We start from the raw sequence: 17,841 nt of genomic DNA on the forward strand, positions 1-17,841 counted from the left end.
ATCATGTTGAAGTATGCGTTCGGCGGCATACCTTCCTCGAGCTCACTTTCTGCTTGTCACTTTCCGCTGGTCACTGCCCGGGTGATGGCTGCCACCAGTTCGTTGCTCCCCGGCGTTTCGGCCACGTTCGTGGCGGAGTCCGTGAGGATGGAGAGGACCAGCGGTTCGCCCTGGGGATTGCGGAGGATGCCGACGTCGTTCACGGTGCCGAACAGCCCGGCGCCGGTCTTGTCGGCGGATGTCCAGCCGGCCGGCAGGCCCGCGCGGATCCGGGTTCCCGAGGTGGCGTTGGCGAGCATCCACCGTGTCAGCTGCGTCCGCGTTTCCGGGCTGAGGGCGTCGCCGAGCAGCAGTTCCCGGTACCCCTGTGCGAGCGCCCGGGGTGTGGAGGTGTCCCGTGGATCCCTGCGCTCGGCGTTGTTGAGCTCGGGCTCCCAGCGGTCAAGCCGTGTTTCGGTGTCGCCAAGGGACCGGGCGTAGGCGCCGATCGCCTCCGGTCCTCCCAGCTCCTTCAGCAGCTGGTTTCCCGCCGTGTTGTCGCTGTGTGTCAGCGCCACTTTGCAGAACCATTTCAGCGGCAGGGTGCTCCCGGCAAAGTCGGCGCATTCGGGCGAATTCACCACCACACCGGCGGGATGGATGCGGATGCCCCGATTGAGGTCCGTCAGTTCGTCCCGTGCCCGTTCAAGCACAGCTGCCGCGGCGTACACCTTGAACGTAGAGCACATGGCGAACCGTTCGTCGGCCCGGTGCCCGAACTCCGCGCCCGTGAGTGGGTCGATCGCAAACAGCCCTGCCCTCGCGGAGAACTCCCGCTCGAGCCGGTCCAGCCGCCGCGTCAGCCAGTCCCTCCTTTGAAGGAGCACGCTGGCCGCAGCCGGTCCTTGGGAACTTGCTGCAACCGGCGTGCCCATGAGGGCGATGCTTCCCGCCACCGGTGCCGTTAGGGCTCCCGAGAGCAGGGTCCGTCGCGAGAGGCTTGACGATCTTCCGGCCATGGCTGCTCCCCAGTGAGTTGGGCCCGTTCCCGCATCGCGTCCACTGTTGCCGTCTCCCGGTTACCGATGCGGCGTGCACGCGATGTCCACTCAACCGACCGCCTACTATTTTGTCAATCATTTTTACAAAGCTGTCACCTCAAGACCCGGGCAGCCTCCTGGATCGCTGCCGCAACACCGTCCAACAGGGTCGAGCCGTAGCGCCACTGCTGCCAGTGCAGCGGGACGTCGACGAAGGATTTGGCGGCCAGCGTCTGCAATGATTGCTGGTCGAGGTCATCGCCGATTTCAATCTCGGGAAGCAGGCCCCATCCCATGCCCAGCCGGATGGCCTCGCCGAACTCGTGGGCCGCCGGCACGTAGTGGCGCGGCGGCTGGAGCGTCTTGCGGCTGTACCGCCGCAGGTAGCGGTCCTGCAGGTCGTCCTTGCGGTCGAAGATGATGACCGGCGCGTTGGCCAGCGCCTCTCCCGTTGGCCCGTCGTCGAACCAGGCCTCGGCGAAAGCCGGCGTGCAGACCGGCAGGTAGCGCATCACGCCGAGCCGGCGGGAGGTGCAGCCGGGGGCCGGTTTGGCGGTGGCGGTGATGGCCGCTGCCGCTGCGCCGCTGCGAAGGAGTTCCAGCGAGTAGTCCTGGTCCTCGCGAAGGATTTCCAGCTGGACCGTCCCGGCCACGGCAGCGAGCCCGGCGAGAGCCCAGGTGTGCAGCGAGTCGCTGTTGATCACGAGGGTCAGCCGTGCGTCCTGATGGGGGCTGCCTGGCTGCAGTTCGTCGGCAAGGTCGGCGGATAGCATTTCGAGCTGCCGGGCAAAGCGCACCACGGCCTGACCGGACTCAGTGAGTTCAATCGGCCTGGTCCGTCTCAGGACAGGGCGGCCGACGGCCACCTCGAGGGCACGGATGCGCTGGCTGACGGCGGAAGCGGTAACGGACAGGTGGCTTGCCGCGGCATCGAAGCTGCCCTGCGCCACGATGGCCGCGAGCGTCCGGGCCTGATCCGGGTGGATGTCGATCATTAGGAGATCTTATCTAACCGCAGAATGTTTAACTGGTTTCATGGTTGAGATCCTCCTACCGTTGAGGAGTGATCCTTCCCGTGCTCTCAGGCCTGGCCAGTGGCCTCTCGCTCATTGTCGCCATCGGCGCCCAAAATGCCTTCGTCCTCCGCCAGGGCCTGCAGCGCTCGCATGTGGCCCTGGTCATCGCCGTCTGTGCCCTCTCGGACCTGGTGCTGATCCTGCTGGGCGTGGCCGGCATCGGCGTGGTGATTGAACGGGCTCCGGCAGTGCTCGAGGTGGTCCGCTGGGCAGGAGCTGCGTTCCTGGCGGCCTATGGTGCCTTCGCCGCCTGGCGTGCTATCCGCGGCCAGACGGCGGGTCAGTTCGGGGCAGGGCAGGCTGTCAGCTGGGTAGCCGTCCTGGGAACCGGTTTGGCCTTCACCTGGCTGAATCCGCACGTGTACCTCGATACCGTGCTGCTGCTTGGGTCCTTGGCCAGCACCCACGGCCCGGACGGCCGGTGGTGGTTTGCTGCCGGAGCAGGGCTGGCAAGCATCGGATGGTTCACAGCCTTGGGTGTCGGCGCGCGGTTCCTGGCCCCGGTTTTCCGGCGTCGGAGCGCATGGCGCATTCTCGATGCCGTGATCGCCGTCGTCATGGTGACGATGGCGATCCTGCTGGTCGCCTGAGCCCGGGCAGCCGCTCAGGCCAGTAGGCCCTTGTCCGGCCAGGACAGCGGGTTCACGATTGCGGTATGACGGCATCCCCAGCCTCGGCTCGCGAGCGAAAACGGGCAGCCATCGGCACGGCGGCCTTCGCAGTGACTCCCGCAACGGTGGTGGGGGTGGTTCCGTGGCTCCTGACCCGCTGGGAAGTGGCGGCGCCTGTCCCCGGCGGGGTTACTGCGCAGATGACTGGCGCGCTGCTGATCGGTGCAGGCGCAGCGGTGATCGCGAACTCCTTCGTGCACTTCGCCGTGGAGGGCCTCGGGACGCCGGCGCCATTTGCCCCTCCCAAGCATCTGGTCGCGGCTACTTTCCGCGTCCGGACCACTCCAGCAGCCGGTCCAGGGGCCAGGTGGTGACGATCCGCTCGGCGGGCACGCCGTTTGCGGCCGCCCGCTCTGCGCCGTACTGCAGGAAATCCAGCTGGCCCGGGGCATGGGCGTCGCTGTCGATGCTGAAGAGGCAGCCGGCATCCAGGGCGAGTTGGATCAGCTCGTCCGGCGGGTCCTGCCGCTCCGGACGGGAATTGATTTCGACGGCGACATCCTGCTCCGCGCATGCTGCGAACACCCGCTTGGCGTCGAACTCGGACTGGGGCCGGGTACCCCTCGATCCCTGCAGCAGGCGCCCGGTGCAGTGGCCCAGGACATTCATGTGCGGATCGTTGATGGCACCCAGCATCCTGTCTGTCATGGTCCGCCGGTCGGAACGGAGTTTCGAGTGGACACTTGCCACCACGATGTCCAGCCGGTCCAGCATTTCGGGCGTCTGGTCCAGGGTGCCGTCCTCCAGGATGTCCACCTCGATGCCGGCGAGCAGGCGGAAGCCGCTGCCGTCGTCGTCGTTCATCCCCGCAACGACGTCCAGCTGCTCCGTGAGGCGCTCGGCGCTCAGGCCGTTGGCGATCTTGAGGTTGGGGGAGTGGTCCGTCAGTGCGAGGTAGTCCCGGCCCAGCGTCCGGGCGGCGTCGGCCATGAGTTCGATGGGGGAGCCGCCGTCGGACCAGTCGCTGTGGCTGTGCAGGTCGCCGCGGAGGGCGGAGCGGAGTTCGGTGCCGCCTTTCGCGAGCGGCTGCTGACCGCGTTGCCGCAGGCTCTCGAGGTAGTCGGGGACCTCGCCGTCCACCGCCTGCCTGATGACTTCAAAGGTTCTGTCCCCGATGCCTTTCATGCTCTTCAGCCGTCCGTTTCGCGCTCGGGCCGCGACCTCCTCCAGGTCCAGGGTGCTGATGATTCCGGCCGCCTTTCGGAACGCCTGGATCTTGAACGTGGGGGAGAGCTCGCGTTCGAGCCAGAAGGCGATTTCATTGAGGGCATCAACGGCGTCCATCAGTCCATCTTGCACCCGCTCCGCACCGAATCATGCCCCTGTGCGGTGCCGATTTTGGATATTCCGGCAGGAGGCTCTATAGTTTTAGAGGTCCAGTTCGGAGCAACTCGAAAGGACAAAAACGAAAGGCTTCGGCCCTTTATTTTTGCCCTGAATGAGCCGGATTGAGTTCAGGCCCCCATCGTCTAGCGGCCTAGGACACCGCCCTTTCACGGCGGCGGCACGGGTTCGAATCCCGTTGGGGGTACGCAAGGAAGTGGTCAAACCGGACTGAAAAGTCTGGTAGGCTAAAGGCCTTGAAAAATTGCAGTAGCGATACTGCAGGCAGCAAGAAACAAGCAGTACAAGCAAGGCCCTGTAGCGCAGTTGGTTAGCGCGCCGCCCTGTCACGGCGGAGGTCGCGGGTTCAAGTCCCGTCAGGGTCGCTCTGATTGCCGGAAGAAATTCCGGCCGTCAAGGTGACATGTCACCTAGGCTCTGTAGCTCAGTTGGTAGAGCGTTCGACTGAAAATCGAAAGGTCACCGGATCGACGCCGGTCGGAGCCACCACTGGGAAGCATCAGTTCTTCGGAACTGGTGCTTTTCTTCTTTAACCCTCCCTGTTGGCCGCTGCCTGGTCGGTCCGCCTCGCACTCCGCACTATTCCCGGCTCATGGACAATTCCCCTCGTAAGCCGCGGGGGAAAAGCCGCGCGGAGGGGAACTGTCCGGCCGGTGCTTGTGGTCGCGTGCGCCTGAGCCCCCCTGCGGCCCGTGCACCTGGGCCGCGAAACCTAGCCTTATTCGCCGAACATTGCCATGGCGGCTCGGATCCACGGACAACCTTATGAAAGCGCCGCACCTCAACCCGCCACGGCCGCTACCGCCAAAGCCGCCGAAAATTAGTCGTTGACAGGATATGAGTAACGCGCGTAACCTAAATCACACGCCCAAAGGTAACGCGCGTTAGTAAAAAGATCTCAGCTGGCCACGGCGGCCAGTGTTGGCAAGATTCCCGGAGTATTCAATGGCGAACAGCACACCCCCTGCGGCGGAGGCAGCCCCCAAGGTCACCGCTAACCGCGGTGTCACCATGGCGGACGTGGCCAAGGCTGCCGGCGTCTCCCGCACCGCGGTGTCTTTCGTCCTCAGCAACCGCGGGAACGCCAGCATTTCGGAAGAAACCAAGCAACGCATCCTCGAAGCGGTCCAGACCCTCGGCTACCGCCCGAACGCCGGTGCACGGGCCCTCGCCTCGCAGCGCAGCGACTGGTACGGCATCGTGACCGAGATCGTCACGGCACCGTTCGCCGTCGACATCATCAAGGGCGCGCAGGACCAGGCCTGGCTGGACCGCAAATTCCTGCTCATCGCCCCGTCAGACCAGGCCGATGCTGTAGGGCCGAACCAGGGCCTGGAAGATGCCGCTGTTGAAAAGCTGCTGGAACAGCGGGTCGAAGGACTTCTGTACGCGGCCACCTTCCACCGGGCCGTGCACGTTCCGAAAAGCGTCAGTGAGGTGCCCACGGTCCTCATCAACTGCTTCGACGCTGACGGAAAGCTGCCCTCGATCGTCCCGGACGAACGCGCGGGCGGCCGAGTCGCCGTCGAGCGTTTGCTGCAGGCCGGCCACACCAGGATCGGCGTCATCAACCTGGACCCGGACATACCCGCGGCGGTGGGACGACTGGAGGGCTGCCGCGAAGCACTCGCCGAAGCAGGGCTGGAACTGGACCCGGAGCTGATTGTTTCCGGGTATGCAACGGCGGACGGCGGCTACGAGGCCGCGTGCACAATCCTCGACCAGAAGAACAGGCCCACCGCGCTGTTCTGCCTCAACGACCGGATGGCTATGGGCGCGTACGACGCCATCAAGGAGCGCGGGCTCGCCATCCCCCAAGACATCGCCGTGATCGGCTTCGACAACCAGGAACTCATTGCGGCCTACCTCAGGCCCAAACTGACAACGGTTGCGTTGCCCTTCGAGGAGATGGGTGCGCTGGGTGTCCAGACACTCGCAAGCCTTACAGCAGGACAGCCGATCACTGCACATCAGCAAATGGTCGACTGTCCGCTGCTAGAACGCTATTCAGTCTGACGGCAAATCAACTACTGAACAGCAACCCCCAACCACACCTTCACCTTCAGCGATGAAGAGAGGAAAGAGATATCCATCATGACACAAGCACGATTCCTGAGGTCTGCCCGCATCGCAGCGGCGGGCCTGGCCATGGGCGCCCTGGTGCTCACCGGCTGCTCCGCCAACGCCGGCAACACCGGCTCCGCCAAGGCTGACGCCTCGGCCCAGAGCGCCCTCCTGACCATTCCCCGCGAGGACATGGGCACGTTCGTCCGGAACTTCAACCCGTTCGCCCCCACCGTTGCTCCCATGACCCAGCAGGCCATCTACGAATCCCTGCTCATCTACAACCCGGCCAAGGGTGACACCACCCCGTGGCTGGCCAGCGAGTGGAAGGCCGCCGAAGACGGCAAGTCCATCACCTTTACCCTCCGGGACGGCGTGAAGTGGTCCGACGGCCAGCCCCTGGTCCCGGCCGACGTGGTCACAACGTTCGCCCTGCAGAAGAAGATCAAGGGCGGCTACGACTACCTGGAAACGGTCACGGCCGAGGGCACCAACCAGGTGAAGTTCAGCTTCAAGACCGCCTGGTCTCCGGCGCTGTTCGACCTGGGCCAGCTGAGCATCCTGCCGGACCACCTCTGGTCCAAGATTGCGGACCCCGAGAAGGACGCCAACGAAAAGCCCGTTGGCACCGGCCCGTACACCGAAGTGGATACCTTCCAGGCCCAGTCCTTCGTGCTGAAGAAGAACCCCAACTACTGGCAGCCGGAAAAGCAGAAGATCGCCGGCATCAAGATGCTCGCCTTCGCCGGGAACGACGGCGCCAACCTCGCCGCCGCGAATGGCGACGTGGACTGGGCCCCGCAGTACATGCCCAACATCGAGAAGACCTTCATTTCCAAGGACCCGGACCACCGCAAGTACTGGTTCCCGCCCACGGGTTCCATGATCAACTGGCAGCTCAACACCACTAAGGCCCCGTTCAACGACACCGACGTCCGCAAGGCCCTCTCCATGGCCGTGGACCGTGAGCAGGTCACCAAGATCGGCATGAGCGGCTACACCCAGCCGGCGGACTGCACCGGGCTGTCCGGGAACTACGAAACCTGGAAGAACAAAGACGTCCAGGACAACTGCGACTGGACGCAACTCAACGTCGACGAAGCCAACAAGCTCCTGGACAAGGCCGGCTACGCCAAGGGCGCTGACGGCAAGCGCACGCTGAAGGACGGCAAGCCCTTCGAATTCAAGATCTCCGTGGGCGCCGCGTCCTCCGACTGGCTCTCCGTGGCCAACGTGATCGCGCAGAACCTCGCCGAGGTGGGCGTCACTGCCAAGGTTGATTCCCCGGACTGGGCAGCCGTGGTTGCCGGCTACGAGACCGGCGACTTTGATTCCGGCATCGTCTGGAGCGCCAACGATCCCAGCCCGTACAAGTACTTCGCGGGCATGATGGGCACCGCAACGGTCAAGCCGGTGGGGGAGAAGACGTTCGAGAACTATCACCGCTTCGGTGACGCCAAGGCCGACGCCCTGCTGACCGAATTCGCTGCCGCCGCCGACGAGGACAAGCAGCACGAAATCGCGGACAAGCTCCAGGAGGAGTACAGCGCTGCCGCCCCCGCGATCCCGCTCTTTGCGGGCCCGGAATGGGGCGCCTACAACAACACACGCTTCACCGGCTGGCCCACGGAGGAGAACCCGTACGCCACCCTGTCGGTCCGGGCGCCCACCACGGTGCTGGTCCTGACGTCGCTGGAACCGGCCAAGTAGGGCCCGCCGCCACCCTGACCTTGCTTCGCTTCGGCCAGGGAACCCTGGCGGCGTGGGCCCCCCACCGCCACCCTGACCTTGCTTCGCTTCGGCCAGGGAACCCTGGCGGCGTGGGCCCCCCACCGCCACTCCTATCGGGCCTGCGCTGCTGCAGTCAACGCAGCAGCGCGGTCCCGCCCCAAACTTCCGCATTTCCCGAATGGAGGGAAACCGTGCGCTTTATCCTGCGCCGCCTGGGTTTCTACCTGATCGCCTTCTGGGTGTCTATCACTTTGAATTTCCTGCTCCCGCGCTTTATGCCGGGAGACCCCGTATCCCGCATGTTCGCCCGTACCCAGGACCGCATGCAGCCCGAACAGATCGAGGCACTGCGCAAACTGCTCGGCGTCGATGACCGGCCCATCTGGGAGCAGTACGTCGGCTACCTGCACAACATGGTCACCGGACAGATGGGCGTCTCCATCTCCCGCTTCCCCACCCCTGTCACCGAAGTGATCGCATCACAGGTGGGCTGGACCCTCCTGCTGGGCGGCACCGCGCTGGTGATTGCCGCCGTCGTGGGCAATCTGTTGGGGATCCTGGCCGCGTGGCGGCGCGGCGGCGCCATTGATTCGGCGCTGCCTCCCATCCTGATCTTCATCGGTTCCTTCCCGTACTTCTGGCTGGCGATGGGCGCCCTCTACCTGTTCGGCGTCACTTTGGGCTGGTTCCCCATCCGCCACGCGTTCAGCGACACCATCGAGCCCAGCTTCAGCTGGGAGTTCATGTCCGACGTCGGGATGCACCTGGTGCTTCCGGCCCTCACCATCGTGCTGGTTTCGGTGGGTGGCTGGATGCTCGGCATGCGCAACACGATGATCGCCACCAACGCCGAGGACTACATCACCATGGCCGAAGCCAAGGGCCTGCGCCCGGGCCGGATCATGTTCCGCTACGCCGCCCGCAACGCCATGCTTCCGTCCGTGACCAGCTTCGGCATGAGCCTGGGCTTCGTGGTGGGCGGCGCACTGCTCACCGAGGTGGTGTTCGCCTACCCCGGCGTCGGCTACCAGCTCCTCAACGCCGTACAGGGCCTCGACTACCCGCTTATGCAGGGGCTCTTCCTGACCATCACGGCCGCCGTGCTGCTGGCCAACTTCCTTGTGGACATCCTCTACGTCCGCCTCGACCCGCGCGTGCGCGCCAATTAGGAAGGACGGACCATGACCACTTCCATCGCCACCACCGCCTCCACCGTGTCGGCGGAGACCCTCGCCGGCGTGCCGGGCTCCGGCAATACTTCAGGAACGTCCGACGGCGGTGCCGGGCTCCCGCCCGGAGCCTCCGTCCGCAGGCCTAACCGCAGCCTGCTGCACGGCCTGCTGACCAACAAGAAGGCCATGACCGGCGCGGCCATCCTGTTCGTTTTCATTGCCCTGGCGCTCCTGGCCCCGGTGCTGTACCCGGACAACCCCTCCAAAATCACCGGCATGGCCTCGCAGGAGCCGGACGCCGAGTTCTGGCTGGGCACCACGGCCAAGGGCCAGGACGTCCTGGCCCTCACCATCCACGGTGCCCGCAGTTCCCTGCTGGTGGGCCTGACCGTGGGCTTTGCCTCCACCTTTATCGGCATCCTGGTGGGCTTGGCCTCCGCCTACTTCGGCAAGGTCATCGACGAGGCCCTGTCCCTCACCACCAACGTGTTCCTGCTCCTGCCCGGCCTGCCGCTCCTGGTGATCCTGGCCGCGTTCCTGCCGCCGGGACTGGGTACGGTGATCCTGGTCCTGGTGGTCACCGGCTGGGCCGGATCCGCCCGGGTGCTGCGCTCGCAGGCACTGTCCATCCGGTCCAAGGACTTTGTGGCCGCGGCCGTGGTCACGGGTGAGCGGCCGCTGCGGATCATGTTCCGGGAGATCCTGCCCAACATGGCCTCGATTGTGATGGGCACGCTCCTGGCCTGCATCATCTACGGCATCGGAGCCCAGGCGGGGCTCGAGTTCCTTGGCCTGGGCGACGTCAGCACGGTCTCCTGGGGCAACAACCTCTACTGGGCAGGCAACGAAGGCGCCCTGCTCACCGGCAGCTGGTGGGTGTTCGTGCCCTCCGGCCTGTGCATCGCGATGGTGGCGTTCTCGCTGTCGCTGATCAACTACGCGGTGGACGAGGTCACCAACCCCCGCCTGAGGAAGATCAGGAAATCAAAGCCCGCAGGCAAGCCTGCAAAACCCGGAAAGCGAGCATCGGCATGACCGTCTCCCAGACCTCCTTCGGGTCCCACCAACCTGTCCTGGAAATCAAGGACCTCATCGTGAAGTACCGCGGTGACACCCGCTCCACCACCGCCGTCGACCGCGTCTCCTTCAGTATCGGCACGGGTGAAATCTTCGGCCTGGCCGGCGAATCCGGCTGCGGCAAATCGACCATCGCCAACGCCATCATGCGGCTCCTCCGGGACCCGGCGGAGATCGCCGGCGGCAGCATCCGCTTCGGCGGCAGGGACGTCCTGGCCATGGGGCCGGAGGAGCTGCGCCGCTTCCGCTGGCAGGACGTGGCCATGGTGTTCCAGTCCGCCATGAACTCGCTGAACCCGGTGATGACCATCGGCGACCAGATCGTGGATATCTACACCACGCATGCCGGCTACACCCGGAAGGAGTCGCTGCGGCGGGCAGCCGAACTGCTGGACCTTGTCCGGATCGATCCTGCCCGGCTGAAGTCTTACCCGCACCAGCTCTCGGGCGGAATGCGGCAGCGCGCGGTGATCGCGATGGCAGTGGCCCTCAAGCCCTCGCTGCTGATCCTGGACGAGCCCACCACCGCGCTGGACGTGGTGGTGCAGCAGGAGATCATGGCCCAGATCAAGGAGCTGCAGCGTGAACTGGGCTTCTCCGTCCTGTTCATCACGCACGACATGTCCCTCATGGTGGAACTTTCGCACCGGATGGCCGTGATGTACGGTGGCCGGATCGTGGAGACGGCCAAGGCCAAGGACATCCACGCCGCCCCGCTCCACCCCTACACGCAGGCGCTCATGGGCGCGTTCCCTCCCCTCACCGGACCCCGTGTTCCCCTGACCGGCCTGGCCGACGGCGTGAAGTTCAGCAACATTGCCGACGTCCGGGAAGTCTCGCCCGCCCACTTCGTGTCCCCCCTTCCCGCTGACCAGATGGCCGCAGTCCTCCAAGGAGCATCGTCATGAGCGCGCACACAGTAGCTCCCGCACTCGAAGTGAAAGGCCTGGTCAAGGACTTCTCCAGCGGCGGCCTGTTTTCCCGCACCTCGGTGCGGGCGTTGGGAGGCGTTGACCTCGCCATCAGGAAAGGCGAGATCGTGGCACTCGTGGGGGAATCCGGCTCAGGCAAGAGCACCCTGGCGCGGTGTATCGCGCGGCTGGAGAAGCCCACGGCCGGCCGGATCCTGTTTAATGGCACGGATGTGCTAAAACGGGACCGTTTCCAGGCATCCCGGGAGTACCGGAGCCAGCTGCAGATGGTGTTCCAGGATCCTTTCGGCTCGCTCAACCCCGTCCACCGGATCGAGCACTTCCTCACGCGCTCCCTCACCCTGCACGGCAAGGCCGGGACACCGGAGCAGCTGCGCAGCCGCCTGGATGAGCTGATGACCACGGTGGGCCTCACTCCGGACATGCTCAACTCCTACCCGCACGAGCTCTCCGGCGGGCAGCGGCAGCGGGTGGCCATCGCCCGGGCACTCGCCGTGGAACCCGAGGTGATCCTCGCGGACGAGCCCACGTCGATGCTGGATGTCTCCGTGCGGATCGGCGTCCTGAACCTGATGCGGAAGCTTCGCGACGAGCAGGGCATCTCGATGCTCTATATCACCCACGACCTCGCCTCGGCGCGCTACCTGGCCGACCGGATCGCCGTGATGTTCGCCGGGGAAATCGTTGAGGAAGGCGAATCGCTGGACCTGCTGGCCAACCCGGCCCACCCCTACACCAGGCTGCTGGTCTCGGCGGTGCCCGACCCCGCCCGTACCGGGTCCTACGATCCGCATGAACGCGCCGTGCTGCGCACGGCGGTGATGGAGTCGGCGTCGTGTGCGTTCGACGGCGATGCGGAGCAGCGTTGTTCAGTTACCGAACCCGTCCGGCACCGCGTGGGCGATCCCGCCAATGAGCACTGGGTGCGCTGCCACCTTTACCGACCGCCCGCCACAGCGGGGGGTCATGCCCTTGCGGTCGAATCACTCACAGAAAACAAGGCTTCCGCATGACCGAACTGACCCACCCCCTTGCCACCGTGCCGCAGGAAGAACTCGTGGCACGCGCCGAGGCGGACCCGCACCGGCCGCGGTTCCACTTCGTCTCACCCGCAGGCTGGCTCAATGATCCCAACGGCGTGAGCCAGTGGAACGGGACCTACCACCTCTTCTACCAGTACAACCCTGAGGGCGCTTTCCACCACCGCATCCTGTGGGGCCACGCCACCAGCACGGACCTGGTCAACTGGGCCGACGAACCTGTGGCGTTGGAGCCTTCCGCCGGGCCGGACGCCGACGGCTGCTGGTCCGGTGTGCTGGTGGACGACGGCGGCACTCCCACCCTGGTGTACTCCGGCCGGCACGGCGAGCGGGAGCTGCCCTGCGTGGCGGTAGGCTCACCGGACCTCCTGACCTGGACCAAAGCACCCGAAAACCCTGTGATTCCGGCGCCGCCGGCCGGTGTGGACATCACCGCGTACCGCGACCACTGCGTCTGGCGGGAGGGCCCGATGTGGCGCCAGCTCGTGGGCTCCGGAATCCGCGGCCGCGGCGGCACGGCCTTCCTGTACGAGTCCGCCGACCTCCGCAGCTGGGAGTACATCGGCCCGCTGTTCATCGGCGACGCCTCATCCGGCGATCCTGCCGCCACGGACTGGCAGGGCACCATGTGGGAGTGCGTCGACCTGTTCCGCGCGGGCGGCGGAACCTTGGGCGGCGGGGTACTGGGCGGCGGCGGAACAAACGCCGGGGCGGGCACCGACGTGCTTGTCTTCTCGGCCTGGCACGACGGCGACACCCGCCACCCGCTCTACTGGACCGGCCGCTACGCGGGGGATTCGTACACTCCGCGGGAACTTCACCGGCTGGACTACGGCGGACGCTACTTCTACGCTCCGCAGTCCTTTGCTGACGACTCCGGGCGCCGGGTCATGTTCGGCTGGCTGCAGGAAGGACGGACGGAGTCCGCCATGGTGGAGGCCGGCTGGTCGGGTGTGATGAGCCTGCCGCGGGTGGCCACACTGGACGCTAACGGGGAGTTGGCGTTCGCTCCGGTGCCGGAGGTGGAGTCGCTGCGCCGCGACCATGTCCGGATTGGTCCCCGCACCCTGGCCGGCAGCGAGGTCCTGTCCGGGGTATCCGGAAATCAGCTGGACCTGGAACTGGACCTGGAACTGGAGCCGGGGAGCGTCTTCCGGCTGGGGATCCTCGGGACCTCCACGGACAATACGGCTGCTGGTGACGGGGTCATCCCTGCTCCGGCCGAGGAAACAGTCGTCGAGGTGGGGTACGAGGTCGGCAGCAGCGGGTTCTCGCAGTCGTATGTGCTCCTGGACCGTGCGCACAGCAGCCTGGACCGGACCGCGGATGCCGAGGAGAAATCGGGTCCGGTGCGGCTGCCCGGCGGCAGGCTGCACCTGCGCGTCCTGGTTGACCGCTCCGCGCTGGAGATCTTCGCCAACGGGAAACCCTTGACCGCCCGGGCCTACCCGACCCTCGGCGGGGAGGCCGTCCGCCTGTCGGCCGCCGGAACGGTCCGCCTGCAGCAGCTGGACGCCTGGCGGATGGACGGCATCTTCGGCGGCCCGCGCCCGCTGTTCCCGTAGCCCCACCATCGTCGATTGCTCCGTAGCGGCCCTTTTGGGGCTTCATAACGGCCGTGGGCCCACGCCGACAGGGTTCCCTGGCCGAGCTTGCGAGGGCGAGTGGGTCGGTGGGGAGCAACCGATGGCCTAAATCGACCCATCCTGAAGCATTTACCGAGGTCAAAGGCGATCTGAATGTCCAAGAGGTTAGTTGCAGGTATTACCGCGGCCGCGCTCGGCCTGGGCACCCTGGCTGCGGGGTCCGTTCTGGCCCCGGCCATGCTGGCCCCGCCCGCCCTTGCTGTTCCGGGAACAGGGCCCGTCACGCTGGGCGGCACCATCAGCCCCATGCCGGACGTGGTGCCCGTCAGCGGAAGCTGGACCCGGACGTCCGACGGCGGCCAGTCCGCCGTCGCCCCGCCGGACCGGAATGCCGCGGCCGTCAGCGAGCAGCGCATCAGCGGCACCGCGAGGTACACGGCCGAAGTCTCCGTGGACCCCGCCAGCCCCCATGCCGTGGGAGCATTGGTGTTCCGCGGCGCAGCCGATGCCAGCAGCGGCTATGCGGCCACGATCGATCCGAACCAGGACCGTGTGCGGCTTTTCGACCTTGCCACCGGCGAGGATGTGGCTCCGTCCGCGCCCGTTCCGCTGGACACCGGGCGCAGTTACTCCGTGGACGTCCACGTGGACGGATCCCGGATCTACGTGGCGGTGGACGGCGTGGCCCGCATCGACGCCTCGGACCAGCGGTACCAGGACGGCCACGTGGGACTTCACGCCTACAACGGCTCGGTGAACTTCAGCCAGCCCCAGGTCCGCACCGTCGACGCCAACGTCACGGGCTGGCTGACTGACGCTTCCGGTTGGACGGCCACGGCCACGGGTTTCCGCGGCGCGGCACCTGGCGGCGCCAACACCGGCGCCAACATCAGGGCTATCGCCACGCACCAGTCCCCGCAGGCCACGGACTTCACCGCCGACGTCCAGATCACCTCGGACCACGCCGTGGGCGCTGTCCTGTTCCGCGCCAACGCTGCCGGAACCACCGGTTACGCGGCCGAAGTGGACGCCAACGCCGGCCGGCTGCGGCTGTATCGGATCGAGGACAATGCCACCCTGGGCACGTATTCCACGGACATCACCGTCAACGCGGTGTACCGGCTGCGGGTGACGGCCGACGGCGGGCAGCTCGCCGTGCGCTGGCAGACGGACCTGCTGGACCCGGACGGCTACGCGCCGGTGATCACCGCCCTCGACACCGCGCACGGCTCCGGCCACGTGGGTGTGCTGGCCTTCAACGGATCTGCAGTGTTCCAGGGCATGACCCTCAGGGGCCTCGACACCTCCCTGCAGGGCTGGCGGACGTCCTCCGGGAGCTGGGAGCCGGACGCCCGCGGCCTTCGCGGCGCAACGGACGGCCTGCCCGCGGGCACGGAAGCAGCACGCTTCGTGCCGGCGGCAGCGTCCGAGGTCGTCGCTTCCCTCGATCTCGACGTCGCCGCACCGGCAACGGCCGCCGTCGTGGTCCGGACTGCTGCCGACGGCACGGGCGGCACCGAGCTCCGGGTAGACCCCGGGGCTGGAACGGTGCTCCTGAAGGACCGTGTCACCGGGACCGTCCTTGCCAGCGGGGCCGTGCCGCCGGACAGCTTTGCCGCCGGCCAGCTCAACCGCGTCCAGCTCACCGTCCGAGGCGCCGAAGCGACAGCCCTGATCAACGGCGTCGAGGCTGTCTCCGGACCGGCCGGAACGGCGGCGGGCAGCGGCTTCGGACTACGGGTCAGCGGCGGTGGCGCATATTTCCAAAACGTCCGGGCAGACGACGTGGCCAGCTACATGAACGGCCTCTACCAGCCCGGCTACCATTACAGCCAGAACTCCGGCAACAGTTCCGACCCCAACGGCCTGGTCTACTTTGAGGGCGAATACCACCTCTTCCACCAGGACCGAGGGCGCTGGGCGCACGCCGTCAGCACCGACCTGCTGCACTGGAAACAGCTGCCCATCGCCCTGCCGCACCTGGCGGCCGGCGAGTCGTGGTCCGGTTCCGCCGTCGTGGATGCCACTGATGCCAGCGGGCTGTTCGACGGCGGCCAGGGGCTCGTTGCGTTCTACACGAGCTTCAATCACGATGCCCCGAACGGAAACCAGTCCGTGCGCGCCGTCTACAGCAAGGACCACGGCCGCACCTGGGCACTTGTCCAGGCCGCACCCGTGGTGGAGAACCCCGGCGGTCCGGGCGGCGGGTGGGACTTCCGGGACCCCAAGGTCACCTGGGACGCGGCCGGCGGCAAGTGGATCATGGTGGTGGCCGGCGGCGACCACCTGCGCTTCCACACCTCCACGGACCTGGTCCACTGGACGTTCACCGATGCGTTCGGCTACGGCGACTGGGTCCGCGGCGGCGTCTGGGAATGTCCGGACTTCTTTGAACTGCCGGTGGAAGGACAGCCCGGCGTGAAACGCTGGGTGCTGTGGTGGAGCACGGGCGCCGTCAGGCCAACCAACGGTTCCTCGGCGCAGTACGTTACCGGGACGTGGAACGGGAACTCCTTCACTGCCGACACCGGTCCGGAGCAGGTGTTGCAAGCCGACTCCGGCCGCGACTACTACGCGGCCATGAGCTTCTTCGGGATACCGGATGGCCGCCGCATCATGCTGGGGTGGATGACCAACTGGGACTATGCCTTTAGCCCGCCCACCGGCCGGTGGAACGGACAGCTAAGCATCCCGCGCCAGCTCAGCCTGAAGGACGTTCCGAGCGAAGGACTCCGGCTTGGACAGGAACCGGTGGCCGAACTGGCAGGCCTGCGGACAGCAACCTGGCAGGCGACGGATGTTGCCGTCACGCCCACATCAGCCAACCCGCTGGCGGCCGCCTCCGGCCGCTCCTTCGAGCTGGAGGCCGAGGTGGCGATCCCGTCCTCAGGCGGTGCCTCCGCATTTACCTTCGGGCTCCGGAAAGGCACCGCAGGCGGCACCGCCCAGGAAACGCTGCTCCGCTATGGCGCCGGCGCCGGAACCATGACACTGGATCGCGGACAATCCGGCAGGGAGGACTTCACCCGTTACTTCGCAGATGCAGCGGCGGACAACTCCGGCAGCACGTGGAGTTCCGAAACCGTGGCAACCTCCGAGGGAGGCACCGAGCGGCGGGTGAAGCTGAGGGTACTGGTGGATTCCTCTTCGGTTGAAGTCTTCGGTGGCGACGGCACGGCGGCCATCACCTCCCTGGTCTTCCCGGAGCCCTCCTCCACCGGGCTTTCCTTCAGTGCCGTGGGCGGCAACGCCCGGCTGGTGTCCGCCAAAGTCCACCAGTTGGCGGACACGGCGCGCCTCACTGCAGCGCCGCCGTCGGCCGCTATGCCGGTGGCATCCGGTGCCGCGCGGCACAACCTGGGTTCCTATTCGGTGGTTCCCGGCGGGCACTGGGAAAGCTCCGGAGCGGGGCTGGCGGGTGCGTTCGACAAGGACTCCACGGCCATGAGTCTTGCCTCCTATTCGGATGTCAGCGTGGCTGCGACGGTGCGTTTCGGCGGCCCACCCTATGCGGGGGCCATGCTCCGCAGCGACCAGGTTCCCGGGCGCGGATATGGCGGCGCCGGTTCGGTGCTCCTTCGTGCCTCCGCCGACGGCTCCACGGCCTACTACGTCAACCTGGACCCGAACCTGCGGCTGGCGCGGATTTTCAAGCTGGAGGACGGCGTCTTCGATCCTGCCGGAAGCGTCCTGGCCAGTGTTCCGCTGCTGCTGGACCACGGCGTCAGCTACCGGTTGGAGGCCCAGGCTGCGGGGGAGCGGCTGACGGTGAAGCTCGACGGCGCCGAAATCCTGGCCGTGAACGACGCTTCCCTGACCTCCGGAAGGGTGGGGCTGAACGTGTTCGACGGCCGGGCGGCGTATCAGGATGTGCTGGTGACCGACGGCGGATGAGCATGCTCCAAGCGGCCGGGGGAAGGTGAAGCCTAGGTGGCCGGGGGGTGACATTTCACACTAAATCTGATTTATGATGCAACATTTGACACTCAAAATTCGCTGTGGCACGCGCGCGCAATGGGCAATGTAAGCGCTTGCGCAAACGAAGTGAAACTCGGTTTTTGGCGGCCCGAAACACGGTTTGATAAGCGGGCTCGGGCCCGCCTAGCGTGGAAACCGGCGCTGGAAGAGA

13 protein-coding genes and 3 tRNA genes are annotated in these 17,841 nt (G+C 66.5%); 13 read left to right on the forward strand and 3 right to left on the reverse strand.

The window, feature by feature from the left end:
* Positions 1–56 precede the first annotated feature (56 nt).
* Entirely contained in the window at positions 57–998 is a 942-nt protein-coding gene (gene bla / locus J2805_RS08275) for a class A beta-lactamase (protein ID WP_309974985.1), read from the reverse strand.
* Positions 999–1,132: 134 nt separating this feature from the next.
* Positions 1,133–2,014, reverse strand: a complete 882-nt coding sequence (locus J2805_RS08280) for an ArgP/LysG family DNA-binding transcriptional regulator (protein ID WP_309974989.1) — start codon at positions 2,012–2,014, stop codon at positions 1,133–1,135.
* A 68-nt stretch (positions 2,015–2,082) separates the two neighbouring features.
* Between J2805_RS08280 and J2805_RS08285 the strand changes: the two genes are divergently transcribed.
* The gene (locus J2805_RS08285) at positions 2,083–2,685 is read left to right on the forward strand and encodes a LysE/ArgO family amino acid transporter (RefSeq protein WP_309974991.1); all 603 of its coding nucleotides are present in this window, start codon (positions 2,083–2,085) and stop codon (positions 2,683–2,685) included.
* 65 nt (positions 2,686–2,750) lie between these two features.
* Positions 2,751–3,080, forward strand: a complete 330-nt coding sequence (locus J2805_RS08290) for a hypothetical protein (protein ID WP_309974994.1) — start codon at positions 2,751–2,753, stop codon at positions 3,078–3,080.
* On the opposite strand, the gene J2805_RS08295 is transcribed toward J2805_RS08290, so the two are convergent.
* Entirely contained in the window at positions 3,028–4,050 is a 1,023-nt protein-coding gene (locus J2805_RS08295) for a PHP domain-containing protein (protein ID WP_309974997.1), read from the reverse strand. The two genes, J2805_RS08290 and J2805_RS08295, sit on opposite strands and share 53 nt — an antisense overlap.
* A gap of 174 nt (positions 4,051–4,224) precedes the next feature.
* On the opposite strand from J2805_RS08295, the gene J2805_RS08300 reads away from it, so the two are divergent.
* The 11 genes from J2805_RS08300 to J2805_RS08350 all read left to right on the forward strand — a co-directional run bounded on the left by J2805_RS08300 (position 4,225) and on the right by J2805_RS08350 (position 17,606).
* Positions 4,225–4,297, forward strand: a tRNA-Glu gene (locus tag J2805_RS08300).
* A gap of 104 nt (positions 4,298–4,401) precedes the next feature.
* Positions 4,402–4,475, forward strand: a tRNA-Asp gene (locus J2805_RS08305).
* A 48-nt stretch (positions 4,476–4,523) separates the two neighbouring features.
* A tRNA-Phe gene (locus J2805_RS08310) sits at positions 4,524–4,599 on the forward strand.
* 456 nt (positions 4,600–5,055) lie between these two features.
* The gene (locus J2805_RS08315; protein ID WP_309975000.1) at positions 5,056–6,126 is read left to right on the forward strand and encodes a LacI family DNA-binding transcriptional regulator; all 1,071 of its coding nucleotides are present in this window, start codon (positions 5,056–5,058) and stop codon (positions 6,124–6,126) included.
* A 78-nt stretch (positions 6,127–6,204) separates the two neighbouring features.
* Positions 6,205–7,884, forward strand: coding sequence for an ABC transporter substrate-binding protein (locus tag J2805_RS08320; RefSeq protein ID WP_309975003.1), 1,680 nt, complete (start codon positions 6,205–6,207; stop codon positions 7,882–7,884).
* Positions 7,885–8,096: 212 nt separating this feature from the next.
* Positions 8,097–9,074, forward strand: a complete 978-nt coding sequence (locus tag J2805_RS08325; RefSeq protein WP_309975006.1) for an ABC transporter permease — start codon at positions 8,097–8,099, stop codon at positions 9,072–9,074.
* A gap of 12 nt (positions 9,075–9,086) precedes the next feature.
* Positions 9,087–10,112, forward strand: coding sequence for an ABC transporter permease (locus J2805_RS08330; protein WP_309975009.1), 1,026 nt, complete (start codon positions 9,087–9,089; stop codon positions 10,110–10,112).
* Positions 10,109–11,062 carry an ABC transporter ATP-binding protein gene (locus J2805_RS08335; protein WP_309975012.1) on the forward strand — a complete coding sequence of 318 codons (954 nt, stop codon included), beginning with the start codon at positions 10,109–10,111 and terminating at the stop codon, positions 11,060–11,062. The genes J2805_RS08330 and J2805_RS08335 overlap by 4 nt, the downstream gene beginning before the upstream one ends.
* Positions 11,059–12,099: an ATP-binding cassette domain-containing protein gene (locus J2805_RS08340; RefSeq protein WP_309975015.1), complete on the forward strand. Its 1,041-nt coding sequence runs from the start codon at positions 11,059–11,061 to the stop codon at positions 12,097–12,099. The genes J2805_RS08335 and J2805_RS08340 overlap by 4 nt, the downstream gene beginning before the upstream one ends.
* Positions 12,096–13,691, forward strand: coding sequence for a glycoside hydrolase family 32 protein (locus J2805_RS08345; protein WP_309975019.1), 1,596 nt, complete (start codon positions 12,096–12,098; stop codon positions 13,689–13,691). The genes J2805_RS08340 and J2805_RS08345 overlap by 4 nt, the downstream gene beginning before the upstream one ends.
* 174 nt (positions 13,692–13,865) lie before the next feature.
* Positions 13,866–17,606: a glycoside hydrolase family 32 protein gene (locus J2805_RS08350; protein ID WP_309975022.1), complete on the forward strand. Its 3,741-nt coding sequence runs from the start codon at positions 13,866–13,868 to the stop codon at positions 17,604–17,606.
* Positions 17,607–17,841 lie beyond the last annotated feature (235 nt).

The organism is Arthrobacter oryzae (assembly GCF_031454875.1).
Classification (GTDB): Bacteria; Actinomycetota; Actinomycetes; order Actinomycetales; family Micrococcaceae; genus Arthrobacter; species Arthrobacter oryzae_D.

Coding starts and splice junctions, on each gene's coding strand:
- bla (WP_309974985.1), bottom strand. CDS start 998: ATGGCCGGAAGATCGTCAAGCCTCTCGCGACGGACCCTGCTCTCGGGA.
- J2805_RS08280 (WP_309974989.1), bottom strand. CDS start 2,014: ATGATCGACATCCACCCGGATCAGGCCCGGACGCTCGCGGCCATCGTG.
- J2805_RS08290 (WP_309974994.1), top strand. CDS start 2,751: ATGACGGCATCCCCAGCCTCGGCTCGCGAGCGAAAACGGGCAGCCATC.
- J2805_RS08295 (WP_309974997.1), bottom strand. CDS start 4,050: ATGGACGCCGTTGATGCCCTCAATGAAATCGCCTTCTGGCTCGAACGC.
- J2805_RS08315 (WP_309975000.1), top strand. CDS start 5,056: ATGGCGAACAGCACACCCCCTGCGGCGGAGGCAGCCCCCAAGGTCACC.
- J2805_RS08320 (WP_309975003.1), top strand. CDS start 6,205: ATGACACAAGCACGATTCCTGAGGTCTGCCCGCATCGCAGCGGCGGGC.
- J2805_RS08330 (WP_309975009.1), top strand. CDS start 9,087: ATGACCACTTCCATCGCCACCACCGCCTCCACCGTGTCGGCGGAGACC.
- J2805_RS08335 (WP_309975012.1), top strand. CDS start 10,109: ATGACCGTCTCCCAGACCTCCTTCGGGTCCCACCAACCTGTCCTGGAA.
- J2805_RS08340 (WP_309975015.1), top strand. CDS start 11,059: ATGAGCGCGCACACAGTAGCTCCCGCACTCGAAGTGAAAGGCCTGGTC.
- J2805_RS08345 (WP_309975019.1), top strand. CDS start 12,096: ATGACCGAACTGACCCACCCCCTTGCCACCGTGCCGCAGGAAGAACTC.
- J2805_RS08350 (WP_309975022.1), top strand. CDS start 13,866: ATGTCCAAGAGGTTAGTTGCAGGTATTACCGCGGCCGCGCTCGGCCTG.